Consider the following 23,079-nt stretch of genomic DNA (forward strand, 5'->3'; position numbering starts at 1 on the left):
CCGGGACGATCAGGAGGGGACGTCCCGGTCCGGCGCGGGGGCCGCGGGGCCGGGGTCCCGCCGGTCGCGGGCCACGTGCGGGCCGGTACCGGCGCGCTTGGCGCGGTACATCGCCTCGTCGGCGGCGCGCAGCAGGCCGGTGACGTCGGTGGCGTGCCGGGGGGCGTGGGCGATGCCGATGCTGGCGCCGGTGCGCACGGTGCGGCCCTCGATCCCGTAGGGCTCCCCCAGCCGCTCGTGGACGGCGCGGGCGAGGCCGGCGGCGTCCTCGCGGACGGGGCCGGTCAGGGTGACGGCGAGCTCGTCGCCGCCCAGGCGCGCGGCCGTCGCGCCCGCGGGCAGGAGGGCGAGCAGCCGCGCGGCCACCTGCTGGAGCAGGACGTCGCCGGCGTGGTGGCCGAGGGTGTCGTTGACCCGCTTGAAGCCGTCGAGGTCGATGAGCAGCAGCGCCACCCTGCCGTCGCCGGTGACGGGGTCGAGGGCGTCGCCGAGGGCACCCAGGAGGGCGGCCCGGTTGGGCAGGCCGGTGAGCTGGTCGTGGAACGCGCGGTGCTCCAGCTGGTGCAGGTGGGCCCGTTCCAGCTCCCGCAGGCGGGCGTTGTCGACGACCACGGCGCCCTGCAGGGCGATGCGGTGGGCCAGGACGCGGTCGGCCGCGGTCCAGGTGCGGCGGCGGGTGACGTCCCCGCAGACGGCCGTGCCGACCAGGCCCTCGGCGCTCATCAGCGGCAGCGACACGTAGGAGCACACCCCGAGGGTCTGCACGAACCCCCCGGGGCGCACGGGGACCACGGCGACGTCGTCGACGAGTTCGGGGCCGCCGGCGCTGACGGCGCGCCACCAGGCCGGCGAGTCGCGGGCCAGGCGACCCAGCAGGCCCGCCGCCAGCCGCTGCTCCAGCCCCTCGGGCAGCCCGACGCCGAGGACGTGGGTGACGCGGGTGTCGGGGTCCACGAGCATCACGGCGGCGCGCTCGGTGCCCAGGACGTCGGCGGTGACGGCGACGAGGAGGCGCCCGGCGGCCTCCACGCTGCCCGCCCGCGCGCCCTCCTCGAACAGGCGCCGCACGGCGTCGGTGACGCGGTGCAGCTCGGCCTGCTCGCGGGCGGCGGCCACGTCGCGCAGCGCCACGGCGAGGTGGTGGCCGGCCGCGGCACCCACGACCGGGTCCACGGCGGACGGATCGCCGCCGTGCAGGTGCAGCAGCCCCAGCTCGGCGCCGCCGTGCCGCAGCGGGAACACCGCGCACGCGCCCGCCACGGGACCGGGCTCACCGGCCCGGGCGACGACCACCAGGTCGCCCCCCTCGTGGGCGAGCACCTCGGCGCGGAGCACGCCCGAGCGCCGCGCCAGGGCGGTGTGCACGAGGTCCAGCGTGCGCTGGAGGGGGGCGCCCTCCTGCTGCGCCAGCTGCACGAGCTGCACCGGCAGGGCGTCCTGCGGGTCCACGAGCGGGCCGCGCGTCAAAGCGCCGGGTGCGGGTTCTGCCCCCGCACCCGCCTCGTGGTCCCCGGCCCCGGCACCCCGTCCACATCGGCCCGCGCCGCGCCGCGCTTGAGCGGGCGGGGCCTCAGGACGGGCGGGCTGCACCGACGTGGAGGCGGTCACCGGCGCCGCGGCGGTCCAGTTCGGCGCGCGTGGCGGCGGGGGTGGTGCCGGCGCCGGTGAGCAGCAGCGGTGCGGCGAGGTCCGCGGCGAGGGGACCGGCGGCCAGGGCGTCGGCGAAACCCGACCCGACGGCGAGGACGGCGGTGCCGGTGCCGGGGAAGAACCTCCGGCCGACCTCGGCGGCGGTGGCGTAGCGGTCGGCGCCAGCGATCCGCTCGAACACGGCGTCCCCGTAGCCGAGGGCGCGGATCTCGTCGAGCACGGCGCCGGAGACCGCGTCCTGCCCGCCGAGGACGACGAACCGGCTGGGCCGCAGCGGCAGGTTCGTCTCCTGCGCGGACAGCGCGGACCGGACGGCTCCGGGCAGCGAGTCCCGGCCGACGAGCAGGACGGGGGCCCCCAGGCTCCCGGCGGCCGCGGCCCCGGCCAGGGCGTCCGGGTAGTTCTCGCCGGTGGCGAGGAACACCGTGCCCGGGTCGTCGAAGAGGGTGCGGGCGACGCGCACGGCGGTGGCGTAGCGGTCGGGGCCGTCGACGCGCACGACCGCGTGCCCGAGGCGCTGGAGCTCCGCCTCCACGGCGGTGCCCACCGACGACGTCCCCCCGACGAGGTACACGGCGGTGGGGTCGAGGTTCGCGAGCTCGTCGAGGGTGGCCCGCGGCACCTCGTCCCGGCCGGTGAGCAGCACGCGGCTGCCGTCGGCGGCCGCGGCGGCGCTCGCGGCGAGCGCGTCGGGGAAGTCCTCACCGGTCGCCAGGTACACGGGGGCGTAGCGGTCGCCGACGAACGCCCGGGACACCGCGGCGGCGGTGGCGTAGCGGTCCGGGCCGGAGATCACCACGTCGGCCGCCTGCGCCGGTGCGGCGGTGCCGAGGGCGAGGGCGGCGGTGAGCGCGAGGACCGGCAGGGCGGGGCGGTGGCGCACGGCGGTTCCTGACGTCGGGTTCCTCGGGCGCGACGAGTGTGTCACCGGGACCCGGGCGGCGCAGTTCGGCCGCCCGGCGGCGGTGCGTCCGGGCCGCCGCGGCGGCGGCCGGGTTCAGAGGCGGGTGACCCGCCCGGTGGCGGCGTTCCACACCAGGGAACCGCCCTCGTAGTCCTGGCGCACCCCGCCGGGCACGGGGTACTCCCCGGTGCGGGGGTAGCCGAGGGTGCCGCGTTCCCAGCCCTGGCCGGCGTGGTGCCCGGCGAAGGCGCCGTGGACGGCGTGGGCGCCCAGGGTGGGCGTCCAGTACACGAGGCCGCCCTGGAACCGCTGCACCCGCCCGCCGTCGCGGACGGCGAACTCCTCCCCCGCCGGGTAGCCCAGCGCGGAACCCTCCCACCCGGCCCGGCCCCACGCGTCGCGGATCGCGCCGGTGACCACCTGCGCGCCCGTGGCGGGCGAGAAGTAGATCGAACCGCGCTCGAAGTGGTTGAAGGCGCCACCGCGGATCGCCGTCTCGCCGGTGGTGGGGTACCCCAGCGCGCCGTTCTCCCAGGACCCGGCGGCGTACCGGCCCAGGATCGCGCCGCGGACCTCGTGGGCACCCAGAGCGGGTGCCCAGTACACGAGACCGCCCTGGAACCGCTGCACCCGCCCGCCGTCGCGGACGGCGAACTCCTCCCCCGCCGGGTACCCCAGCGCGGAACCCTCCCAGCCGGCCCGGCCCCACGCGTCGCGGATCGCGCCCTTGACCACCTGCGCGCCCGTGGCGGGCGACCAGTAGATCGAACCGCGCTCGAAGGGGGCGAACTCCCCGCCGCGCAGGACGACCTGGTCGCCGGTGGGGTACCCGAGCTCGGAGCGGGTGGCGCCGTGGCGCACGTACGCGTCGTGGACGGCGCCGCGGACGGTTGCGGCCCGCCCGGCCGGGCCGGTGTAGGTGACGGACCCGTCGCGGTGGACGACGGGTGCGGGGGCGGTGGTCCGGGTCGGGCTCGCCGAGGGTGCGCGCGTCGGCGCCGTGGTCGGCGTCGTCGGCTTCGCCGTGGGTTTCGCGGTCGGCGCGGTGGTCGGCGCGGGCGCCGGGGTCGACGGCGGCGCGGGCCTGCTGGTCGCCGTCGGTGCCGCGGTCGGCACGGGGGTGGCGGTGACCGTCGGGGTCGCCGTGGGGACCGCCGTGGCGGTGGCCGTGGGGGTGGCCGTGGGGGTGGCCGTGGGGGCCGGGGACGCGGCCGGCAGCGGCAGGGTCCGCCCGGCGCGCTGCGCGGCCAGTTCGACCGCCCGGTCGGCGCGCACGAGGCCGTGCCCGAAGTGGTCGTCGCGGCCGGTGGCGCCGAGGTCCTCGGCGGAGGCGACGAGCACCTCCTCGACCTCGTCGGGGGTGAGGGAGCCCGCGACGGCGACGACCGCGGCGGCGACGGCGGCGACGTGCGGGGCCGCCATGGAGGTGCCGCTCATGCCCGCGTACCCGGGGTCCCTGCTGTACGTGGAGACGATGCCCTCACCGGGGGCGGCGAGGTCGATCTGCAGGCCGTGCTGGGAGAAGGCGGCGCGCTGGTCGGTCCGCGTGCTCGCCGACACCCCGATCACACCGGGGTCGGCCGCGGGGTGCAGCACCGGGTTGCCCTGGGCGCCGGAGTTCCCGGCGGCGGCGACCACGACGACGCCCTTGCCGCGGGCGTACCGGACGGCCTCCTGCACGGCGACGCTGGGGCTGTCCGAGGTCAGGCTGAGGTTGACGACGTCGGCGCCGTGGTTGGCGGCGTGGGTGATGGCGTCGGCGACGGCGGTCGTGGTGCCGTTCCCGGAGTTCGACAGGGCCTTCAGCGGCAGGATCCGGACACCGCCGGCCACGCCGTCGACGCCGCCGTTGCCGACGGTGGCGGCGATGGTGCCGGCGACGTGGGTGCCGTGGCCGTTGCCGTCGGCGCGCTCGGTGCCGGGGTCGGCGGTGAAGTCGGCGCCGGGCAGGACGCCCGGCAGGTCGGGGTGCTCGGCGACGCCGGTGTCGACGACGGCGACGGTGACGCCACCGAGGGCGCCGCCGAGCTGCGCGGCGGCCCGCGGGGCGCGGACGCGCGCGGGCCCCCACTGCAGGGGGGTGTGGTCGGTGAGGGTGAACGCCGCCGGGGCGGTGTCGGCGATGCGCACGGTGCCGGCGGGACCGGCGGCGAGGACGCTGTCGAGGCCGTCGAGCAGGCCGATCACCCCGGCGGCCCCGGCGGCGTCGCCCGCGCTCACCGTCAGCGCGCGCGGGCCCTCGTCGGTCGCGACGGACACCTCGACGCGGGGGCCGGCGCCGGTGGTGAGCGCCCCGAAGGCGGACTCCTGCGCCGCGTCCATCTCCGCCCGCACCGGTGCGGGCAGGACGGCGAGGTCGCCGGCGGCCGAGGCGGTCGCCGTGCCGGCACCGGTGCCGCTCAGCGCGAGGGAGATCGCCACCGCGGTCAGGACGGCGCGGGGGGCGGGGCGTCGTCGCGTCACGGCCCCGTCATCGGCACGGGGACGCGGGACTTGAGCTCGCCGGGGGCAGCGGCCGGGTGATGCTCCTCACGGCGCTCACCCGCGCCGCCGGGTCGCGACGGTCCGACTGTCCCCCCACCGCCCACAAAGTGAAGCCAGAGCCTGCAATGTGCGGTTTATGTAGGATCGTGTTCGTGAAGAGGACCAGGTCGCTCCTCCCGGCGACGACGCACGCCCTCACGGCCCTCGGCGCCCAGATCGCCGCGGGCCGCCGCGAGCACGGCTGGAGCGCCGCGGACCTGGCCGGCCGCCTGGGCGTCGCCCCGGCACTGGTGGGCCGCATCGAGAGGGGCGCCCCCGGCACCGCCGTCGGCACCGTGCTGGAGGCGGCGATCGTGTGTGGCGTCCCGCTGTTCTCGGTGGACGCCGAGGAGCTGCCCGGCGTCGCCGCGCTGGCCCGGGACCGGCTGGCGCTGCTGCCCCGCCGCGTGCACCGGCGCAGGATCGAGATCGACGATGACTTCTGACGCCCCCCCCGCCCGCGTGTTCGTCTGGGTGTGGCTACCAGGGGCCACGAACCCCGTCGTGGCCGGCGTGCTGCAGGACACCGGCGAGCAGGCGCGCGGGCAGGCGGTGCTCGCGTTCCGCTACGCCGCCAGCTACCGGGCCCGGGGGAACGCCGTCTCCCTGTTCGACCGCGAGCTACCCCTGGACGGCGAGGTGCACGATCCTCGGGACACTCCCCACCGCGCACCCTCCGCGCTGGCGGGCTGCCTGCGGGACGCGGCACCGGACGCGTGGGGTCGCCGCGTGGTCAACCTCCGGCTCGCCGCGGACCCGGACGCGGACCTGTCCGAGACCGCCTACCTGATGGCCTCCGGCAGCGACCGGATCGGCGCCCTGGACTTCCAGGAGGCCCCGGACCGCTACGTCGCCCGCGACGAGGCGGCCACGCTCGACGAGCTGCTGCACGTCGCCGCGCTCGTCGAGGAGGGGCGCGCGGTTCCGCCGTCGCTCGCAGCCGCCGCCCAGCACGGCACCTCGATCGGTGGCGCACGGCCGAAGGCGCTCCTCGACGACCCCGGGCGCCGCCTGATCGCGAAGTTCTCCTCCTCCACCGACACCCGGCCGGTGGTCAAGGCGGAGGGCCTCGCGATGCTGCTCGCCGCGAGGGCGGGGATCTCGGTCCCGGCCGTGGAGGTGGTCCGGGCTGCGGGCAAGGACGTCCTGCTGGTCGAGCGCTTCGATCGGGAAGCGGTCCACGCACCGGACGGGACGGCTGCGCACACCCGGAAGTCGATGATCTCGATGCTGACGGTGCTCGGGGTCTCGGAGATGGGTTCGCGCCACACCAGCTACGCGCAGCTCGCCGACGAGATCCGCTCGGGCCCCTGGACGGACGTCCCCGGAACCCTGCGGGAGCTGTTCACCCGCCTGGTGTTCAACGTGTTCACCGGCAACAACGACGACCACCTGCGCAACCACGCGGCGTTCTGGGACGGCGCCCGGCTGACGCTCACCCCGGCGTACGACCTGTCACCGCAACCGCGTTCGTCGCAGACCTCGACGCAAGCCATCGGCATCACCCGGGACGGGCGCCGCTCCAGCCAGTTGCGCCTGTGCCGGGAGGTCGCCACGGACTTCCTCCTCACCGCCCGGGACGCTGACGAGATCGTCGAGCGGGTCCGGGCGGCGATCCACGACCACTGGGACGAGGCCTGCGACGAGGCACGACTGACCGGCGGCGAGCGGCGGCTGCTGTGGGGTCGCGAGTTCTGCAACCCCTACATCGAGTACGACACCCCGTGAGAGCGCGCGCGGCCGGGCGGAGCGGCCTCAGTTGAACGGGCGCACCACCGTGGGGGCGAGGGTCTCCGCGCCCCGCTTCCTCGTGATGTCCACCACCCGCACGACGCCGCGCTGGTTGGGCGACTCGATCATCTTCCCGCCGCCGAGGGCGATGGCGACGTGCACGATCCGGCCGGTGCTGTCGGAGGTGTAGAAGACGAAGTCGCCGCGCTGCACCTGCGCCAGCGGGAGGTGCCGCAGCCCGCCGTGCGCGTACAGCTCCGCGGAGGTGCGGTAGTCGGCCAGCGGGTGCTTGTCCACGGTGACCGGCCGCGGCGACAGGCCCGCGGCGAGCATCGACTGCAGCACCAGGCCGGAGCAGTCGGTGCCGTAGCCGACGGGCCCGGCGCCGCCCCAGACGTACTCGGTGCCGAGGTACCGGTGAGCGACCTCGATCATCTTCCCCACCCGCTGGGCGGCGACGGCGTTCGGCGCGACCTCGATGGGGTGCTGCCAGCCGTCCATGCAGAAGTCCTCGGCTATGCCGAGGCGTTCCCAGGTGGTGCGGTCGACGACGCCGGTCACGGGCAGGCGCGCGGAACGCTGGAAGTCGTGGATCGCCGTGGTGGTGGTGCCCTTGTTCCACTCCACCTCGGTGCCGGGCAGGCCGAGGCGGCGCTGCACGAGTTTCACGCGCGAGCCGTTGTAGCCGGTGTCGATCGGCCGGCACGACGGGACCGCGGGGTGCCAGGACGTCGGCCGCAGCCAGGGGCCGGTGTCGTCGGTGATGGTGACCTCGGTGGTCCCGGTGCCGGCGTCCCAGGTGACGTACCCGCGCTGGAAGTCGCTGCGCTTGCCGCCGGGCACGTCGTGCTCGTCGGTGACGGGGTAGCCGAGCGCGCCGGACTCCCAGCCGCTCCGACCCCACGCCCCCTGGATGGCGCCGCGCACGACCTTCGCGCCGATGCCCTCCACCCAGTAGGCGGTGCCGCCCTGGAAGGTCTGCATCCGGCCGCCGTCGGTGGCGAGCGCCACCTCACCGGTGACGGGGAAACCCAGGTACCCGTTCTCCCACCCCTGCGCGGCGAACAGGCCGCCGAACGCGCCGCGCACCTCGTGCGCGCCGAGCGCGGGCGTCCACAGCACCAGCCCGCCCTCGAACCGCTGGACGCGGCCGCCGTCGCGGACCGTGAACTCCGCGCTGGTGGGGAACCCGAGGGGGCCGTTCTCCCAGCCGGTGCGGGCCCACTCCTCGCGGATGGCGCCGAACACGGGGTGCGCGCCGGTCCGGGCGGACCAGTAGAACGTGGCGCCCTGGAACACCTGGGCCCGGCCGCCGCGGGCGACGCCGAACTCGGCGCTCACGCACGCGCCCGCGACGGAGCGCTCGGCGCCCATCGCCCGCCAGCGCGCGCCGATGTCGCCGGAAGGAGCGCAGGTCGCGGCGTGCGCGGGGGTGGACAGGCCGGTGCTCGCGGGGGCGACCGTTCCGAGCAGGCTCACGGAGAGGGCACCCGCCACCGCCAGCGCGGTGCGGGTGGTCCACCGTCGGGTCACGATCCGCATGGTCCGTCCTCCTCCTGCCGGGGCACCAGTCCCGGCGGGGTGCACCGCGGGCTCCGCACCCCATCGGCACGCGGGGCGGTCACCTTGAGGCGGAACGGAGTGCGGCGAACGGGCCGCGGCTCACTCCTCGGGAGGTTCACAGTCGCCGTGCGGCAGGTCCGGCGCGGGGCCGCCACCGATGAAGGCCGTGCAGCTGACGGTGACGACCTCGTCGGGGATGCGCTCGGTCTGGATGTGGAAGGTATTGCCCAAGAACAGCGATCGCCGCACGTCGCTGCCCCTGCACTGGAAGAGGTTCGCGCCGACGTCGTACCGGCTGACGACCGACCTGTCGACGGTGACGAAGGCCTGCGAGCAAGTGATCGCCGATCCGCTGCCGCCACCACGGACGAGGGTGCGGTCGAGGAGGACGCGCCCTCCGTTCAACGCCAAGAGCGCAGCACCTTCGACGCTGGATCGATCCAGCGCGACCGCGCCTCCCTCGATCGCGGCGCCGGCGTAACCGCCCTCGCGGAACGTCGAGTGCTCGACGGTCGCTGATCCGGCCACCACGGCGGCGACTCCGTACCCGTCGTCGATCAGGTGGGCACTCTCCACCTCCACCGACGGGGCGGGGTCGGCTTCAGCATCACCCGCCGGATCGACGAGCACCCCCGCGTCGAAGCCTCGCAGCGTGCCACCGCGGACCACCACGTCCGGAGCCAGTACCCGGATACCCACCTGCAGCGGGGCGCCGGCGTCATCGGTCCCCGCCCGCGTCCCGGAGATCGTGTAGCCGTTGAGGTGGACGGTGACCCCCGCAGCGTCCACGACAAGCCCGTCACCGGAGGGACAGTTCAGATCACCGGTGAGGTAGACGTCCTCGATGATCGTCCACCCGCAGCGGACGTTGGGCTCGTCGTCGTCAACCGCACCGTTCGCTGCAGCAGCTGATCCGGGAACGAGGGCCAGTGCAGCGGCCACCACGCCGGTGGCCGTCCGTGACAACGTCCTCATCGCCCGCTCCTCCACCGTTGGATTCACTGAAGGTATCGATGTGTGTGCCCGATGTCACTGGCTTGGCTTCGGCCTGCCGTCGGCGCCCGAGAGGGGATCGGCGTGCGACATCGGGGTCGCCAACGCCCACACAGCGTCAGGGCCGCAGGTAGATCCGCCAGTGGTGCAGCACCGCGGCCAGCGCCGTCCACGCGAGGACGACCAGGACGGTGAAGCTCACCTGCTCGTGCCCGCCCACGGCGACCGCGGCGGCGATGCGCTGGGCGAGGGTGCGCCCCTCGGCGTCGGCGTGCTGGACGAGCAGCGACATGACGACGTGGGAGCCGAAGTAGACGAGCAGGCTGTTGCGCCCGAGCGCCTCCAGCGGCCAGGCGGCGCGGCGCAGCGCGGCGGGGGTGCGGGCGGAGTCCAGCAGCAGGTGCCCGGCCAGGAGGGCGAGGCCGGTGCCGGCGGTGACGGCGAGCGCGAACGGCGCCGTCCACAGCCGCTTCATCACGGGCACGTCCACCCCGGCGAGCAAGCCGGGCGCGGTGGCGGTGAGCCAGGCGAGGGCGGCGAACGCGGCGCAGACCGCGAGGACGGGGCCGACCGCGCGGCGGGGGCCGCCGCCGCGGGCGCGCACGGTGAGGAGGAGGTGCCCGACGCAGGCGCCGGCGGCGGCGGACACGCACGCGCCGAGGGTCGCCACGAGCCCTTCGGGGTCGTGGCCGGCGGCGCCCTGCCAGTAGACGTGGGCGGCGCCGAAGACGGCGGTGTCGGCGGCACCGGAGGGGTTGCACTCGCGGGTGAGCGCACCGCCGGGGCAGGTGGTGGCGTACGCGGCGAGCACGGCGGTGTGGGCGAGCGCGAGGACGACGGTGACGACGAGCCAGCCGCGGGCGGTGCGGGTGATGAGGTGCCCGAGGGCGATGACGACGACCACCCCGGCGTACAGCTGCAGCACCCCGGTGAACCGCCAGGTGGCCGGTTCCCAGGACGCCAGGACGACCGCGTTGTACAGCAGCCCGATGGCGACGAGGACGAAGACGCGGCGGGCGAGGCCGCGCACGTCGGTGCGGCGGTGCATCGCGAACCCGAGCCCGCAGCCGGTGAGGGCGACGAACACGGGGAACACCAGGTCCAGGCCGTTCACCCCGGCCCACTCGGCGTGGTCGAACCAGGCGGGGGTGAGCAGCAGGGAGTTCACGGAGACGCTGACGACGAGCATCAGCCCGCGCACGACGTCGAGGCTGGTGACGCGCCGCTGCGGTCCCGCGGGGCGCTGCGCCGTGGGCGCGCTCTGCTGGGCCGGTCCGCTCACCCGGCCACTGTGCCAGCCTGCGCGGACGGCCGGGCGCGACCTCCTCGCCCGCACCGGCCACCCCGGTCGACGAGGCTCGACCGGTCCGCGTCCGGATCGACGGCACCGAAACCCGGAGCACGTCGTAGCAGATCGCGCTACGCTCTTCGACGTGAAGACCGTGCCCGTGCGAGACGTGCGCAACCACTACGCGCAGATCATGCGCGAAGTGCAGGACGGCGAGACCTTCACCGTGACCAGCGAGGGGCGTCCCATCGCCACCATCAGCCCCTACAGCCCGCCGCAGCCGACAGGCCCGCAGACCTGGGTGCCCGTCGGACAGGTCGTCGGCGCCCTGTCCCACCTGCGACCCGGCCTCGCCGGTCGCCTCCGCGCCGACCTCGACGAGCACCTCGACGACGAGGTCGTCGACCCCTTCGAACGGAACCGGCAGGTGCGGGCCGGAGGCGCGCCGGGAGAACGCACCCCGTGACCAACCTGCTCCTGGACACCAACGCCGTCATCACCCTGGCGCAAGCGCCCACCGGCACCTCCTTCCCCGGCGTCCGCGACGACGACGCGGCCGCGATCTCGATCGTGACCGAGATGGAGGTGCGCGGGGGCCTGGCGGCGAACCCCGCCGACGACGAGCGCCAGCAGACGTTGTCGTTCCTGATGGGTCACTACGTCCCGCTCACCGTCGATGCCCGTGTCGCCTTCCACTACCACCGGGTCGCCACCGCCGCCGCCGTCCAGGGGCAGAAACCCCGCAAGCGGTTCGCCGACCTCGTGATCGCTGCGACGGCGCTGGCCCACGGGGCGACCCTCGTCACCGACGACCAGGGCCTGGCGCGGGCGGTCAGCGGCCTGCTGCCCGTGCGCCCTCTCACGTGAGAGAGCGGTGCCGCCACGTGCTCACCTCGGGGGCCGGCGCGGTGGGCGTGACGGCGGTCGTGGCGGCGCTGCTGACGGCTTGCACCCCCAGCGCGTCCGAGTCGGCCCCGGCTGCGACGGCCGCCGGGGGCCTGGACCTCGTGGTGAGCCCGCACCCGGACGACGAGCTGGAGGCGTGGTCCCTGCTCGCGGAGGAGCCGGGCGCCTACACGGTCTTCGTGACGCTGACGCTGGGTGAGGCGACCGTGAACTGCGACCCCGCGGAGGTGGAGCGCAGCACCCAGACCGCGTGGGGGGAGCTGGCCCCCGCTCCCCCGCCGCAGGGCCCGGGCACGGACTCGTGCAAGCAGGCTCGCACCGCGAGCTGGAACGCGTTCCTGGACGCGGCCGCCGAGAGCGACCCGCACCTGCCGGTGCTGGGCGACGCGCCGGCCCCCTCCGTGGAGCTGGCCGGGCACCCGGCGCGGGTACGGGTGGCGGACGGCGGTGCCCGGGTCGCCGTGGACGGCGGCGACGGAGAGCTGACCGCGGACGGGGTGGTGGAGGTCGTCGAGGCGGTCCTCGACCTGCGCGGGGGGCGGTTGCCGGACCTGCCGCTGCGGCGGGTGGTCGGCGCCTCCTACGCGAACGACGCCCCCGACGCGGGGGTGAACCGCGCTGCCGACGGCACCTGCACCTCGCACCCGTGCGAGGGCGATCCCCGTTACGCCGAGTACGAGCACCCGGACCACTGGGCGGTGCGCGAGGCGCTGCTGGACCACGACCTCGGCGCCCGGGACGGCACCTGCGTGGCCACCTGGCCGAGCGACCCCGCCGCCACCCGCACCGCCGAGGTCCCGGTGGCGACGTACGAGGCGCTCACCGGGCTCGGGGAGCGCGTGGACCCGGCCGACCCGCAGTCCCTGGCCCGCCAGGGGGCGTTCCAGCGCGCCTACGGCTGGCTGGCGTTCCCGGAGACGTACTGGCCGCAGACGGAGCTGCCGGTGCCGGACGCGGACGGGAACCCGCTGATCATGGCGCGGGTGCAGACGTTCGCCTGCCGCTGAGGGTCAGCAGCCGGCCCGCCACACCGGCTCCGGCAGCGGCGGGTTCCCGCCGGGTTCGGGCAACCAGACGGGTCCTTCGCAGGGCATCCGCACGGCGGCGGCGGCACCGTGCTGCACCACGGGCAGGCCGGCGGCGCGCGCTTCGGCGAGGAAGGCGGTCTTGGCGCCGCTGGAGGCGCTGGCCCCGTCGATGCGGGTGTCCACCACCACCCACTCGGCCCGGACGGGTTCGAGGTTGGACAGGACCCGCACGGTGTGGCGGGCGACGAGGTAGGGCCCGGCGCCGTTGTCGGCGGCGACGAGGGACCCGGCGGGCAGGTCGGCGGAGAGGGCCGCGAGGTCCTGCGCGGCGGCGGAGGGCCGCCAGGTGCCGGGGTCGAGGGGGTCGGCGACGTAGTTCGCGTCCCGGTACGTGAGGGCGCTGGTGGTGAGGGCGACCACGGCGACGGCGGCGAGCGGGAGCGCCGGGACCCGCCCGGTGGTGGGGCGGGTGGTGCGGCGCAGCACGTCCACGAGGGCGATCGCCACGACGGGCATGAGGACCGCGTCGTAGTGGTACCCGGTGGACCAGTAGCTCTCGTGGTCGGAGGCCAGCCGCCAGGCGAGCGTGGGGGCGGCGACGAGGGCCAGCGGTGAGCGCACCCACACGAACCCGCCGGCGGCGAGGACGGTGAGCACCAGCAGGGCACGGGGGGCACCGTCGGCCGCCCACGTGAACGGGTCGACGGCGGCGGTCTCGGCGGCGAAGCGCAGCGAGAACAGCGGCACCTCGCCGTCGGGGTTGCCGTACCGGATGACCGCGAACGCGAGCACGGTCCCGGCGAGGGCCAGCAGCACCGTCAGCACGGCCCGCCGGCGCACCCGCCGGCGGTGAGGACCGCGGGCGAGGAGGAACGCGACGGCGGCGACGGCGGCGACCGTGGGCCCCTGGTCCTCCTTGACGAGCAGCAGCGGCAGCGACCACCCCATCGCGGCGGTGAGCCGGCGGTCGGCGAGCGCCGAGCACGACAGCGCGAGCAGCGGCACCGCGAAGCAGACCTCGTGGACGTCGAGGCGGGTGAGGCTGACGAGGCCGTAGGAGGTGGTGGACAGGAGGGTGACGACGGCGGCGGCGCGGCTGTCGAGGTGGCGGCGGGCGGTGGCGTGCACGACGGCGACGGCCACCGCCACGGCGGCGGCCTGCGTGACGATGAGGGAGCGCGGGTCGGGCCACACCCACCAGGCGGCGCCGAAGAGGACGGTGACGGGGCTGAAGTGCTCCCCCAGCAGCATCAGGCCGCGGATGTCGCTGTACGGGAGGTTCCCGGCGGCCCAGGACCGGGCGGCCTGCGCGAACACCCCGAGGTCGTAGGCGCCGGAGCGGCCGGCGTTCCAGCGGGCCAGCCCCAGCCAGGTGTGCAGGGCGAACGCGAGGACACCGGCGAGGACGGGCCCGGGGAGGGGGGTGCGGCGCCGGGCGCGGGCCGGGGGTGCGGGCGGCGTGACGGACGGCGCGGTGCTGCTCATCGTGGCCGTCAACCTACCGGCGGTGAGTCGCTCGGGGTGGTGGCCGCGGGGGCGGTCTAGCGTGTCGGAACTGTGCCGACCGCTCCTGTCGCCCCTCGTTCCCGCGCCGGCCGGGGGGTGGCGCTGCTCGCCGTGGCGGCGGTGGCGCTGTTCGCGTTCTGCTGGCGGCTGGGGGTGGAGACGTCCAGCGGCGACGAGCTGGTGTACCGGGACACGGCGGCCGCCTACCTGCGCGGGGACTTCACCCGGAACCTGGAGCACCCGCCGCTGGCGAAGCTGCTGATCGCCGCCGGTCACGCCGCCGGGGGCGGTTCCCTGGTGGCGGACCGGGCGGTGCCGGCGTTGTGCGGGGTGCTGACGGCGGTGGTGCTGTTCGCGGTGGCGCGCCGGTGCGCGGGGTTCCGGGCGGGGGTGCTGGCGGCGCTGCTGTGGTCGGCGCTGCCGCTGGCGCCGGGTGTGGTGCCCGCCCACCTGGACCGGCGGGCGACGCTGGAGGCGCCGCTGCTGCTGTTCTCAGCGTGCGCGGTGCTGGCGGCGCAACGGGTGGCGCAGCGCCCGTCGCCGGCGCGGTGGGCGCTGCTGGGCGCGGCGGTGGGGGCGGCGACGGCGTCGAAGCTGACGGGCGCGGTGACGGCGGTGGTGGTGCTGGCGCTGCTGTGGGAGGAGCGGCGGCGGTGGCGGCCCGCGCTGGTGAGGGCCGTGCTGGCGGGTGCGGTGTCGGTGGTGGTGTTCCTGGCGGCGTACCTGCCGTTCGGCGCGGACGCCCCGGCGGCGGTGCGCACGGTGGTGCTGTGGCAGCTGGACCACGCGGACCGGGGCGCGGTGCAGTCGGTGGCGGGCGAGCAGTACCGGTTCCCGCCGTGGTGGTCGCCGTGGTGGTTCCAGGCGCAGTACCTGACGTGGCTGGGGCTGGTGGCCCTGTGGGGCACGGCCGCGGTGGGTGCGGTGCTGACGTGGTGGCGGGCCGCGGTGCGGCCGGTGGTGCTGCTGCTGGTGGCGTTCACGGCGGCGGTGGCGATGAGCCCGTTGAAGCTGCCGCAGTACCACGACGTGCTGGTGCCGCCGCTGTGCGCGCTGGCCGCGGTGGGCTTCACGCGGCTGCTGCGGCGCCGCGGGGTCGCAGGCGCGGTGGTGGGGTCGGTGGCCGCCGCGCCGCTGCTGGTGGTGGCGGCCGGGCACCTCGCGGACGTGGCGGCGACGCGACCGGCGGACTACCGGCTCGCCGCGGACCTGCTGCGCGAGCGGGGCCTGGCGGGGCCGGGGGGCGCGGTGGTGGTGTGGGGGGACGCCGAGGCGCTGCGCCGCCTGCTGCCGGGAGTGGAGATCGCGACGGGCACGGACGTGGACTGCTCCGCGGCGGCGCTCGTGGTGGACCCGACGGTGGCGGACCGGATGACGGGGGCGGACGTTGCCGCGTGGGTCGCGGGGTGCGGGGTGGAGACGGCGCTGCGGGCGGACCGCCTGGCGGTGCACCTGCTGCCCTGACCCGCCGGCCCACCCCTCGGGCGGACCGGCGGGCCGTGGGTCAGCTCCCGAAACGCGGCAGGCCGGGGCAGTGCCACCCGGCGTAGGCGTCGGGCACGTCCCCGGGGGTGAGGAGTTCGGCGGAGGTGGCGCCGCTGGCCGTCCAGGCGCCGTCCCGGGCGATGTGGTTCTCCGCGGTGCCGAGGAGCCGGTCACCGCCGGTGTCGGCCCAGTCGGTGGAGCGGATCGTGATGTTGCCGGGTTCCTCGCAGGTGATGCCCTGGTTCAGGGCGTAGGAGGCGTCGACGAACCACTCCTCGCTGCCGTCCGGGCCGACCGTCGCCTGCAGGGCGCCGTCGCGCCAGGTGAGCACCGCGTTCTGCTCGGCGTGGGCGCCGACGCCGGTGAGGACGACGAGCTCGGCTCCGGGGCGGTCGTCGAGGGCGGTGGCACCGACCCAGTTCGCGGTGGGCGGGTGGTCGCCGTCGGGGACGTCGAGGGTGGTGACGTCCCCGCGGACCCGCACCCGCACCTGGCGGGTGGCGGCGTCCTGCGCGCCGGCGAGGGCGACGTCGTCGGTGGTGCCGTCCCCGTCGACGTCGGTGGAGGTGACGCGGGTGCAGGCGGTGGTGGCGTCCCAGCACACCAGGTCGGCGGCGGCCGCCCCGACGAACGTGGTGCGGTCGCTGCCTTCGGCGAGCCAGGCGCGCACGAGGTCGGTGCCGGCGCCGCCGGAACCGGTGAGCAGGGTGGCGCGGCCGAGGGGTGCGGCGGCGAGCGCGTCGACGAGGTGGTTCGCCTCGCCGCTGGTGACGAGCACGTCGGTGCGGCTGACGCCGCGGTCCACCGCGTCGGCGGCGACCGCGTGGGCGGTGGTCCACCGGTCGTCCCCGCGCACGCGGGTGGCGGCGGGGAACTGGGCGGCGACGGCGTCACCGACGGCGGCGGCCCCGCCGACGACGGTGGTGCTGGTGATCCCGGCGGCGCGCAACTGGTCGGCGGTGGCTTGCGCGTCACCGGTGACGGGGGCGAGGACGAGGGGTTCGGCGAGGCGGGCGGCGGGGCCGCCGGCGGCGAGGGCGTCGACGAGGTGGGCGTCGTCCCCGGAGGCCACCCAGGCGTGGGTGGCGCCGGGTTGCAGGGCAGCGACGGCGCGGGAGGTGGCGTAGCGGTCCGCGCCCTGGACGCGCCCGACGTCCGTGACGCCTGCGGCGGCGAGCTGCGCCAGGACGACGGGGGCGACGGCGGCGTTCCCGCCGACGACGAGGACGGTGCTGATGCCCTGGGTCCGCAGGTGCCCGGCGACGGCCGCGGGAAGCGTGTCGCGGGCCGTGAGTAGGACGGGGGCGGCGAGGCGCCGGGCGAGGGGCGCGGCGGTGAGGGCGTCGACGAGGTGCGCGTCCTCCCCGTTGACGAGGACGGCGACGTCGGCGTCGGGGAAACCGGTGCGGGCGGCCTCGACGGCGGTGGCCCACCGGTCGGCGCCGCGCAGTTCTAGGGTGCCGTTGCCGGCGTCAGCGCCGGGGTAGGTGCGCCCGCACCCGGGGTGCTCGACGGGCAGACCGGGCGGGCAGGTGGCGGTGAGGGTCTCGGCCGGTGCGGCGGCCGACTGCGTGGGGTTCACGCCGAGGACGGCGGCGGTCACGGCCGTGGTGGCGGCGAGGCCGCCGAGCAGGAGGGCGGTGGCGCGGGGAGCGGTGCGGTGGGGCACGGTGGTCCGTCCGACGCGGGGACAGGGGCAGCCGCACCCCGTCGGGACGCGGCGGCACCACAGTGGCACGGGCCGGGTCGGTTCTCCGGTCGTTCTGCGGAGTTCGAGCACCGAGGTGCGGGGCGTCGGTCCCGGCGGGCACCCGCGAGGTGTTCACCGGCCAGTCGGTGCGGAACGTGCGAGAGCCCCGACTCCCTCGCGGGAATCGGGGCTCTCGTCCGTCAGTCAGTCAGCGGACTGGCCGGAACCGCGGATCAGTAGGAGAAGGTCACCGGGGTCGTGATGACGGCGCTGTCGTTGCCCGCGACGTCGGTGAACGCAGCGGCGTCGGCCGTCACGTTGTACGTGATGTTCGTCGGGGCGTCGTCCAGCGGCTGGGCCAGCGTGAGGGTCCAGACGGTTCCGCTCTCGTTCCGCTTCGTCGCACCGGAGACGGCGATCTCCAGCCCGGCCTGCGTGGAAGGCGAGACGGTGAACGCGGCGGCGTCCACCGAGGCGACGGCCTCGTTGAAGGTGACGATGAGCTCGGAGGTGCTGCCGACACCGTTGTCGATGTCGTTCACCGTGACGGTGCTCAGGGTCGCCGCCGTGGTGTCGCCGGTGGCGGTGGCGGTGGCCGCCGTGCTGGTCGCGGAAGCCTCCCCGTCGACCGTCACGACGACGGTGTAGGAGTAGGTGCCCGCCTCCACCGCGTCGGTGTAGTCCAGCACGGCGTCCGTGAGGGCGTCCTCGTCGTCGTCCGCGTTCAGCGTGGCGACCGAGGCGTACGTCCCGACCACGTCGTCCGCAGTGCCGAGGGTGGTGTCGGCGCCCGCGGTGACGGTGGCCCGCGACACGACGACGGTGTCGTCGCTGTCGAGGTCGGCCAGCGCCGGGGTGACCGGCGTGATGTCGAGCGTGACCTGACCGGCGCCACCGGTCGCGTTGACCGTCGGCTGCCCCGGCGTGTCGTCGACGAGCACGAAGTCGGACGGGAGGTCGGCGTTGGGCTGGTAGCTGGTCCCGGTGCCCAGGCTGTCGCCCTCGGAGAGCTCCGCCAGGAACGTCGCCTGAGTGACCGCAGTGCCGGCGCTGGCGTCGGCACCGATGTAGTAGCGGTCGTTGGCGTCCAGGTTGTAGAGGTCGCCAGCGGCGATGACGTAGCCGGCCTCCTTGTCGACGTCGGAGATCGCACCGCCGGTGGCCCCCGCGTCCGCCTCGTCGGGCAGCGTCTGCACGGCACCGCCGACGCCGAACGCCTCGCTGGGCGCACCGTTGTCGTCGATCTCCAGGCGGGTGTTCGCGCCACCGTCCACGTAGACGACGGGGACGAACGACTCGATGGCGGCCGCGTCGGTGGTGACCGTGAACGACACGCCACCCTCAGCGGTCGGAGCGATCCCGCCGACGCTCTGGGCGCCGGTCACGCTGACACCGTTGACGACGGTGAGGTCGGCCGCGACGGTCCCGGCGAGGGCCAGACCCGTCGCCGCGTCCTCCTCGAAGGAGACCACGCCGTTGGCGTCCACCGTGACGTTGTCGGTGTCCACCAGGGTCACGCGGTACTGGGTGTCGGCGTCGAGCCCGGCGACGCTGTACTGGCGCACCTCGCCGAAGCTGAGCGCGACCGCAGTGTCCGGGGTGACGGCGAGCGTCTGGTTAGTGGCGGGAGCCTCGACGTCACCCACGCCGGCCTCCGTGACGGCCTGGACGACCTCGTTGCTGACGGCCGCGGTGCCACCGAAGACGACGCCCGTGGCGAGGGTCCCGGAGTTCTCGGTGAGGTACGTCTCAGCGGGGGCGCCGAGCACGCCGTTGCCCTCGGTGAGCAGCAGCGGGAACTGCTGGGTGCCCAGCCACTGGGAGCTGGTGAGCGCGTCGGCCGCGTTGGTCGGGTCGGTGGTGTCGCCGCGAGCCACGCCCACCCCGGTGTTCAGGAAGCCCCACTCGGACACGGCGAGGCGCGCCAGCTCGGCGGCGGTCTCCTGGCCAGTCGCACCGTCGATGCGCTCGTTGACGGTGAACTCGGCGTCGCGGAGGGCGGTCTCCACGGAGGCCGGCACGGCGGCGGTGCCACCGAGGACGGTCAGGGTGGTGATGCCCGCGGCCTGGACGGCCTCGATCCACGCGTCGTCCACGGCGCCGGCGACCGGCAGGATCGGGATGTCGTTCGCGTAGGCGATCGGGCCGGCGGCCAGGGCGTCGGCCGGGTTGCCGTAGGCGCGGACGACGAAGGCCTGCGTGGGGCCCTCCTGCGCGGCGGCGAGCTCGGTGAGCACGTCCAGGGCGGTGGCGACGCGGTCGGCGCCTTCCACGCGCTCCACCGCGTAGGCGGCGTCGAGGGCCGTGTACTGCTCGGCGCTGACGGCGGCGGTGCCACCGACGACGACGACGTTGTCCACGCCCAGGACGTCGAGGGCGTCCTCGGTGTCCGCGTTCAGGGAGCCCTGGTCGGTGAGGAGCACGGCGGCGTCCAGCGAGCCGGCGAGCGCCGCGGCCGACAGGGCGTCAGCGGGGCTGTAGGCGTTGACGAGGACGGCGGTGCTCACGCCCTCGGGGAACGTCTCCTGAGCGATGTTGGCGGCCGTCTCGAAACGGTTGTCACCGAAGACGCGCGCCGGGTCGAAGCCCTCGGCGGCGACGGCGGAAGAAGAGAACCCGACGGTGGTCAGACCCACGAGAGCCGCGACGCCGGCCCCGATACCACGCCGGCGCAACCGGGAGGTTGCTGCGGTCACGATTGCCTCCAAGGCAGTTGTGAAGTGATGTTCCCCCCCACGGGGGCCGGCTCAGTGCGAGCCTGCTGCCGCCAGCTCCTCCACTACTCAGCGGAGTGCCCTGGTGACGCTGTCGAACGTACACGAGAGTCACGATGGCAACACGGTGAGTTATGGGGCTTGTGGGACTCGACCCCGCTGTAACGCATCCGACACACGGCGTGACCTGCGCTTTTGCCTTGAACGAGGCTAGATAACAGTTTGGTAACGGGACGCCTCACCCGTCCCGCTGACCCCTCCAGACCCGTACGGCCTAGTCACACCGGACCGGGTCACCACCCACGCAGGGACCCCCACGCCCGTGACTCCTGTGGGTGATCCCCCACCGGCCCCGTCAAGGCCGCGCACCGCGGCGCCGATGCACACCCCGTGACAGCCGCAGCCCCCGCGACCCCGCGCGCCCGCGCCGCGGTCGCCGCCGCCCTCCTGCTGCCGCTGCTCGCCCTCCTCCCCCTCGCCCACGCCCGCTGGGACGCCGCCGACCGCCTCACCACCGCCGTCGGGCTCGTCGCCCTCCTCGGCGCCGCGCTGCCCCTCGTCGTCCGCTGGGCGCTCGGCCGGCTGCAGGCCCTCGCCTACGGCGTCGCGGGCACCGTCTGGGGAGCCGGCGTCACCGTCGCCGGCCTGTGGCCGCACGCCACCGTCGGCCCGGCCGGCCTCCCCCGCCTCGCCCTCACCGCCGCCGTGCTCGGGATGCTCGGCCTCGCCGTGCAGCACGTCCTCGCCGCCCGCTCCGGAACCGACGACCCGCCGCTGCTCGTCGACGCCCTCATGCTCGGCAGCGCCCTCGCCGTCGCCGGCTGGGAGGTCCTCTCCCGCACCACCCCGCCCGGCGGCACCCCCTGGCCCACGACCGTCCCCTGCCTGCTCCTGGTGTCCGCCCACGTCGGCATGGCCGCCGCCCTCGCCGTCGAGCACGCCCGCATGCGGCTCACCTGCATCGCCGCCGCGACCATGACCGCCGCCACCGCCACCGCCGCCCTCACCCCCCACCAGGGCCTGGCCCACGGCGCGATCGTCGTCGCCCTCGTCGCCGGGAGCACCGCCGCGCTCGTCGCCCCGACCGCCGCGCCCCGGCACGCCGGCGTCGCCGCCGCCCGCGCCGCCCGCCGCATGGAGATCGCCACCCTCGTGCCCGGGCCGGTGCTGTTCGTCGACATCGCGGTCCTCGTCGCCTTCCCCCGCCTCGACCCCGTGCTCTTCGCCCTCTACCTGTGGGTGCTCGCCACCTTCACCGCCCGGCACGTCGTCACCGCCCGCGCCGTCGACCGCAGCACCGCCCGCCTCACCTCCCAGGCCCTCCACGACGACCTCACCGGCCTCGGCAACCGGGCCGCCCTGCAGCACGCCCTCACCGGCCCCGACCACGACCAGTGCCTCGTGCTGCTCGAGCTCACCGGCCTCGACGACGTCAACGACGTCCTGGGCGTCAGCACCGGCGACGCCCTCATCCGCGCCGCCGCCCACGAGGTCCACCGCGCCGCCGCACCGTGGGGCGCCACCGCCCACCGAACCGGCGGCGACGAGATCGCCGTCCTGGTCCCCGGCGACGCCGAGCGCGCCGTGCGGCTCGCGCACGCCCTCGTCGACGCCGTCGCCGAAGCCCCCGCACAGGTCGACGGCGCCGCCCGCTTCCCCGTGTCCGCCGTCGCCGGCATCGCCCCCTGCCCCGCCCGGCCGACCCCCCGGCACCCCGGCGGCGGAACGGGCCAGCAGAGCGGCGAGGGGGCCGGAGATCCCATGACGGCCCTCCTGCGCGCCGACGTCGCCCTGCGCGACGCCCGCCTCGCCGGCCGCGGCCACGTGTCCGTGTACTCCGGCGACGTCGCCGCCGCCCACGCCCGCCGCACCCTCCTGCGCGAGCGCCTCACCGCCGCCCTGCGCGACGGCGACCTCGACGTCCACTACCAGCCCATCGTGTCCTTCCGCACCGGCCGCGTGGAGAAGTTCGAGGCCCTCGCCCGCTGGGACGACCCCGTCCTCGGCCGCATCCACCCCGGCGAGTTCATCGCCGTCGCCGAGGAGTCCAACCTCGTCGTCGCCCTCGGCGAGCACGTCCTGCGCACCGCCGTGCGCGGCGCCCACAGCGCCGGCGCGTTCGCCGCCGGGGCCGGGCTCACCGTGAACGTCTCCGTCGTGCAGCTCCAGGCACCCGGCTTCGCCGACACCGTCCGCGACGTCCTCACCCGCCACGGCGTGCCGCCGCACCTGCTCACCCTCGAGCTCACCGAGTCCGTCTTCCTCGACACCGACTCCCCCGCCGAGCGCGTCGTCACCGAGCTCGCCGGCCTCGGCTGCACCGTCGCCATCGACGACTTCGGCACCGGCTACTCCGCGTTCGGCTACCTCGACCGGCTGCCCGTGCACGTCCTGAAGATCGACCGCTCCCTCACGAGCTCGATCACGGAGGCCGGCAACGGGCGCTCCGTCGTCACCTGCGTCGTCGACCTCGCCACCCGCCTCGGCATGGCCGTCGTCGTCGAGGGTGTCGAGACCGAGCGCCAGGCCGCCGCCTGCCGCGAGATGAACGCCCCCCTCGGGCAGGGCTGGCTGTACTCCGCGGCCGTCCCCCTCGACGCCGTGCCCGCCCAGCTCGCCCGCACCTACCCCGTGCCGGGGCTCGCCGTCCCCAGCGCGTGACGCGGGCGCACCGGCGACGCCGCTGCAACTCCGCACTGGACGACAGAAGCCGGGTGACAGATGGTGGTCCCGGCGATCTGCTGACCGTCCACCTGTCTCCCACCGCACTGCGCCGGCACCTTCATCCGAGAGGGGCACCGACCGTGTCCGCTGAGCAGCGACGGTTCACCACCCCTGTCCACGACGGGGCGCTGGAACTGATCGACGAGGGCGACGCCCAGCTCACCGAGGAGCAGGAAGCCGCCTACGAGGCTGAATCCGACCGCTACGCGCAGCAGGGACCGCCCTCGGAGGTGCGTGCCGCCATCGACGACCGCCTGCACCGCACCCCCCGCGCCCCGGCCGGAGACTGAGGACGGGAGCCGGGTGGTGGAGCGGACGGCGTCCGGAGCTCGCGCTGCGACCACCGCGAGCCGGGCAGCAGCGGTGACGGCGCG

Annotated in this window: 17 protein-coding genes; 8 read left to right on the top strand and 9 right to left on the bottom strand. The window is 75.8% G+C overall.

Features of this window, described 5'->3' with window-relative positions:
• Nucleotides 1-9: 9 nt before the first annotated feature.
• From MN205_RS14130 to MN205_RS14140, 3 genes are all read right to left on the bottom strand, one after another.
• Nucleotides 10-1,449 carry a sensor domain-containing diguanylate cyclase gene (locus tag MN205_RS14130; protein ID WP_242128337.1) on the bottom strand — a complete coding sequence of 480 codons (1,440 nt, stop codon included), beginning with the start codon at nucleotides 1,447-1,449 and terminating at the stop codon, nucleotides 10-12.
• Nucleotides 1,450-1,570: 121 nt separating this feature from the next.
• Entirely contained in the window at nucleotides 1,571-2,533 is a 963-nt protein-coding gene (locus MN205_RS14135; protein ID WP_242128338.1) for a cell wall-binding repeat-containing protein, read from the bottom strand.
• 114 nt (nucleotides 2,534-2,647) lie between these two features.
• A complete protein-coding gene (locus MN205_RS14140) occupies nucleotides 2,648-5,017 on the bottom strand; it encodes a S8 family serine peptidase (protein WP_242128340.1) in 2,370 nt (789 codons plus the stop codon).
• Between the two features lie 173 nt (nucleotides 5,018-5,190).
• Here MN205_RS14140 and MN205_RS14145 point away from each other — a divergent pair, with 173 nt between their 5' ends.
• Together MN205_RS14145 and MN205_RS14150 are read left to right on the top strand one after the other, a co-directional pair.
• Entirely contained in the window at nucleotides 5,191-5,523 is a 333-nt protein-coding gene (locus MN205_RS14145) for a helix-turn-helix domain-containing protein (protein WP_242128343.1), read from the top strand.
• Nucleotides 5,513-6,805 (top strand): type II toxin-antitoxin system HipA family toxin, encoded by a 1,293-nt coding sequence (locus MN205_RS14150; protein ID WP_242128344.1) that lies wholly within the window; start codon nucleotides 5,513-5,515, stop codon nucleotides 6,803-6,805. Before MN205_RS14145 ends, MN205_RS14150 begins: the two co-directional genes overlap by 11 nt.
• A 27-nt stretch (nucleotides 6,806-6,832) precedes the next feature.
• Here the strand turns inward: MN205_RS14150 and MN205_RS14155 are convergent, their stop codons facing one another.
• From MN205_RS14155 to MN205_RS14165, 3 genes are all read right to left on the bottom strand, one after another.
• Nucleotides 6,833-8,350, bottom strand: coding sequence for an NlpC/P60 family protein (locus MN205_RS14155; RefSeq protein ID WP_242128346.1), 1,518 nt, complete (start codon nucleotides 8,348-8,350; stop codon nucleotides 6,833-6,835).
• A 120-nt stretch (nucleotides 8,351-8,470) separates the two neighbouring features.
• The gene (locus MN205_RS14160; RefSeq protein ID WP_242128348.1) at nucleotides 8,471-9,361 is read right to left on the bottom strand and encodes a hypothetical protein; all 891 of its coding nucleotides are present in this window, start codon (nucleotides 9,359-9,361) and stop codon (nucleotides 8,471-8,473) included.
• 121 nt (nucleotides 9,362-9,482) lie between these two features.
• The gene (locus MN205_RS14165; protein ID WP_242128350.1) at nucleotides 9,483-10,646 is read right to left on the bottom strand and encodes a heparan-alpha-glucosaminide N-acetyltransferase domain-containing protein; all 1,164 of its coding nucleotides are present in this window, start codon (nucleotides 10,644-10,646) and stop codon (nucleotides 9,483-9,485) included.
• A gap of 151 nt (nucleotides 10,647-10,797) precedes the next feature.
• Between MN205_RS14165 and MN205_RS14170 the strand changes: the two genes are divergently transcribed.
• The 3 genes from MN205_RS14170 to MN205_RS14180 are packed head-to-tail and all read left to right on the top strand — an operon-like array spanning nucleotide 10,798 to nucleotide 12,565.
• Nucleotides 10,798-11,118, top strand: a complete 321-nt coding sequence (locus MN205_RS14170; RefSeq protein WP_242128352.1) for a type II toxin-antitoxin system Phd/YefM family antitoxin — start codon at nucleotides 10,798-10,800, stop codon at nucleotides 11,116-11,118.
• On the top strand, nucleotides 11,115-11,519 hold the full coding sequence (locus tag MN205_RS14175) for a type II toxin-antitoxin system VapC family toxin (protein WP_242128354.1): 405 nt from the start codon (nucleotides 11,115-11,117) through the stop codon (nucleotides 11,517-11,519). Before MN205_RS14170 ends, MN205_RS14175 begins: the two co-directional genes overlap by 4 nt.
• 17 nt (nucleotides 11,520-11,536) lie before the next feature.
• Nucleotides 11,537-12,565 carry a hypothetical protein gene (locus MN205_RS14180; RefSeq protein ID WP_242128356.1) on the top strand — a complete coding sequence of 343 codons (1,029 nt, stop codon included), beginning with the start codon at nucleotides 11,537-11,539 and terminating at the stop codon, nucleotides 12,563-12,565.
• 3 nt (nucleotides 12,566-12,568) lie between these two features.
• Here the strand turns inward: MN205_RS14180 and MN205_RS14185 are convergent, their stop codons facing one another.
• Nucleotides 12,569-14,071, bottom strand: a complete 1,503-nt coding sequence (locus MN205_RS14185; RefSeq protein WP_242128358.1) for a DUF2079 domain-containing protein — start codon at nucleotides 14,069-14,071, stop codon at nucleotides 12,569-12,571.
• 72 nt (nucleotides 14,072-14,143) lie between these two features.
• Here MN205_RS14185 and MN205_RS21280 point away from each other — a divergent pair, with 72 nt between their 5' ends.
• Complete coding sequence (locus MN205_RS21280; protein WP_308220285.1) at nucleotides 14,144-15,556, top strand: glycosyltransferase family 39 protein; 1,413 nt, start codon at nucleotides 14,144-14,146, stop codon at nucleotides 15,554-15,556.
• 40 nt (nucleotides 15,557-15,596) lie between these two features.
• Here MN205_RS21280 and MN205_RS14195 read toward each other — a convergent pair whose 3' ends face one another.
• The gene (locus MN205_RS14195; protein ID WP_242128361.1) at nucleotides 15,597-17,246 is read right to left on the bottom strand and encodes a cell wall-binding repeat-containing protein; all 1,650 of its coding nucleotides are present in this window, start codon (nucleotides 17,244-17,246) and stop codon (nucleotides 15,597-15,599) included.
• Between the two features lie 254 nt (nucleotides 17,247-17,500).
• A complete protein-coding gene (locus tag MN205_RS14200; RefSeq protein WP_242128362.1) occupies nucleotides 17,501-19,963 on the bottom strand; it encodes a cell wall-binding repeat-containing protein in 2,463 nt (820 codons plus the stop codon).
• Nucleotides 19,964-20,371: 408 nt separating this feature from the next.
• Here MN205_RS14200 and MN205_RS14205 point away from each other — a divergent pair, with 408 nt between their 5' ends.
• Nucleotides 20,372-22,642, top strand: coding sequence for a bifunctional diguanylate cyclase/phosphodiesterase (locus MN205_RS14205; protein ID WP_242128364.1), 2,271 nt, complete (start codon nucleotides 20,372-20,374; stop codon nucleotides 22,640-22,642).
• A gap of 143 nt (nucleotides 22,643-22,785) precedes the next feature.
• Nucleotides 22,786-22,995: a hypothetical protein gene (locus MN205_RS14210; protein ID WP_242128367.1), complete on the top strand. Its 210-nt coding sequence runs from the start codon at nucleotides 22,786-22,788 to the stop codon at nucleotides 22,993-22,995.
• The last annotated feature ends 84 nt before the right edge of the window (nucleotides 22,996-23,079 follow it).

It is taken from the genome of Kineococcus sp. TRM81007 (assembly GCF_022669155.1).
In the GTDB taxonomy this organism is placed as follows: Bacteria; Actinomycetota; Actinomycetes; order Actinomycetales; family Kineococcaceae; genus Kineococcus.

What these genes read in the sequence shown, in the direction of transcription:
- MN205_RS14150 (WP_242128344.1), top strand. Translation starts at nt 5,513, where the DNA reads ATGACTTCTGACGCCCCCCCCGCCCGCGTGTTCGTCTGGGTGTGGCTA.
- MN205_RS14155 (WP_242128346.1), bottom strand. Translation starts at nt 8,350, where the DNA reads ATGCGGATCGTGACCCGACGGTGGACCACCCGCACCGCGCTGGCGGTG.
- MN205_RS14185 (WP_242128358.1), bottom strand. Translation starts at nt 14,071, where the DNA reads ATGAGCAGCACCGCGCCGTCCGTCACGCCGCCCGCACCCCCGGCCCGC.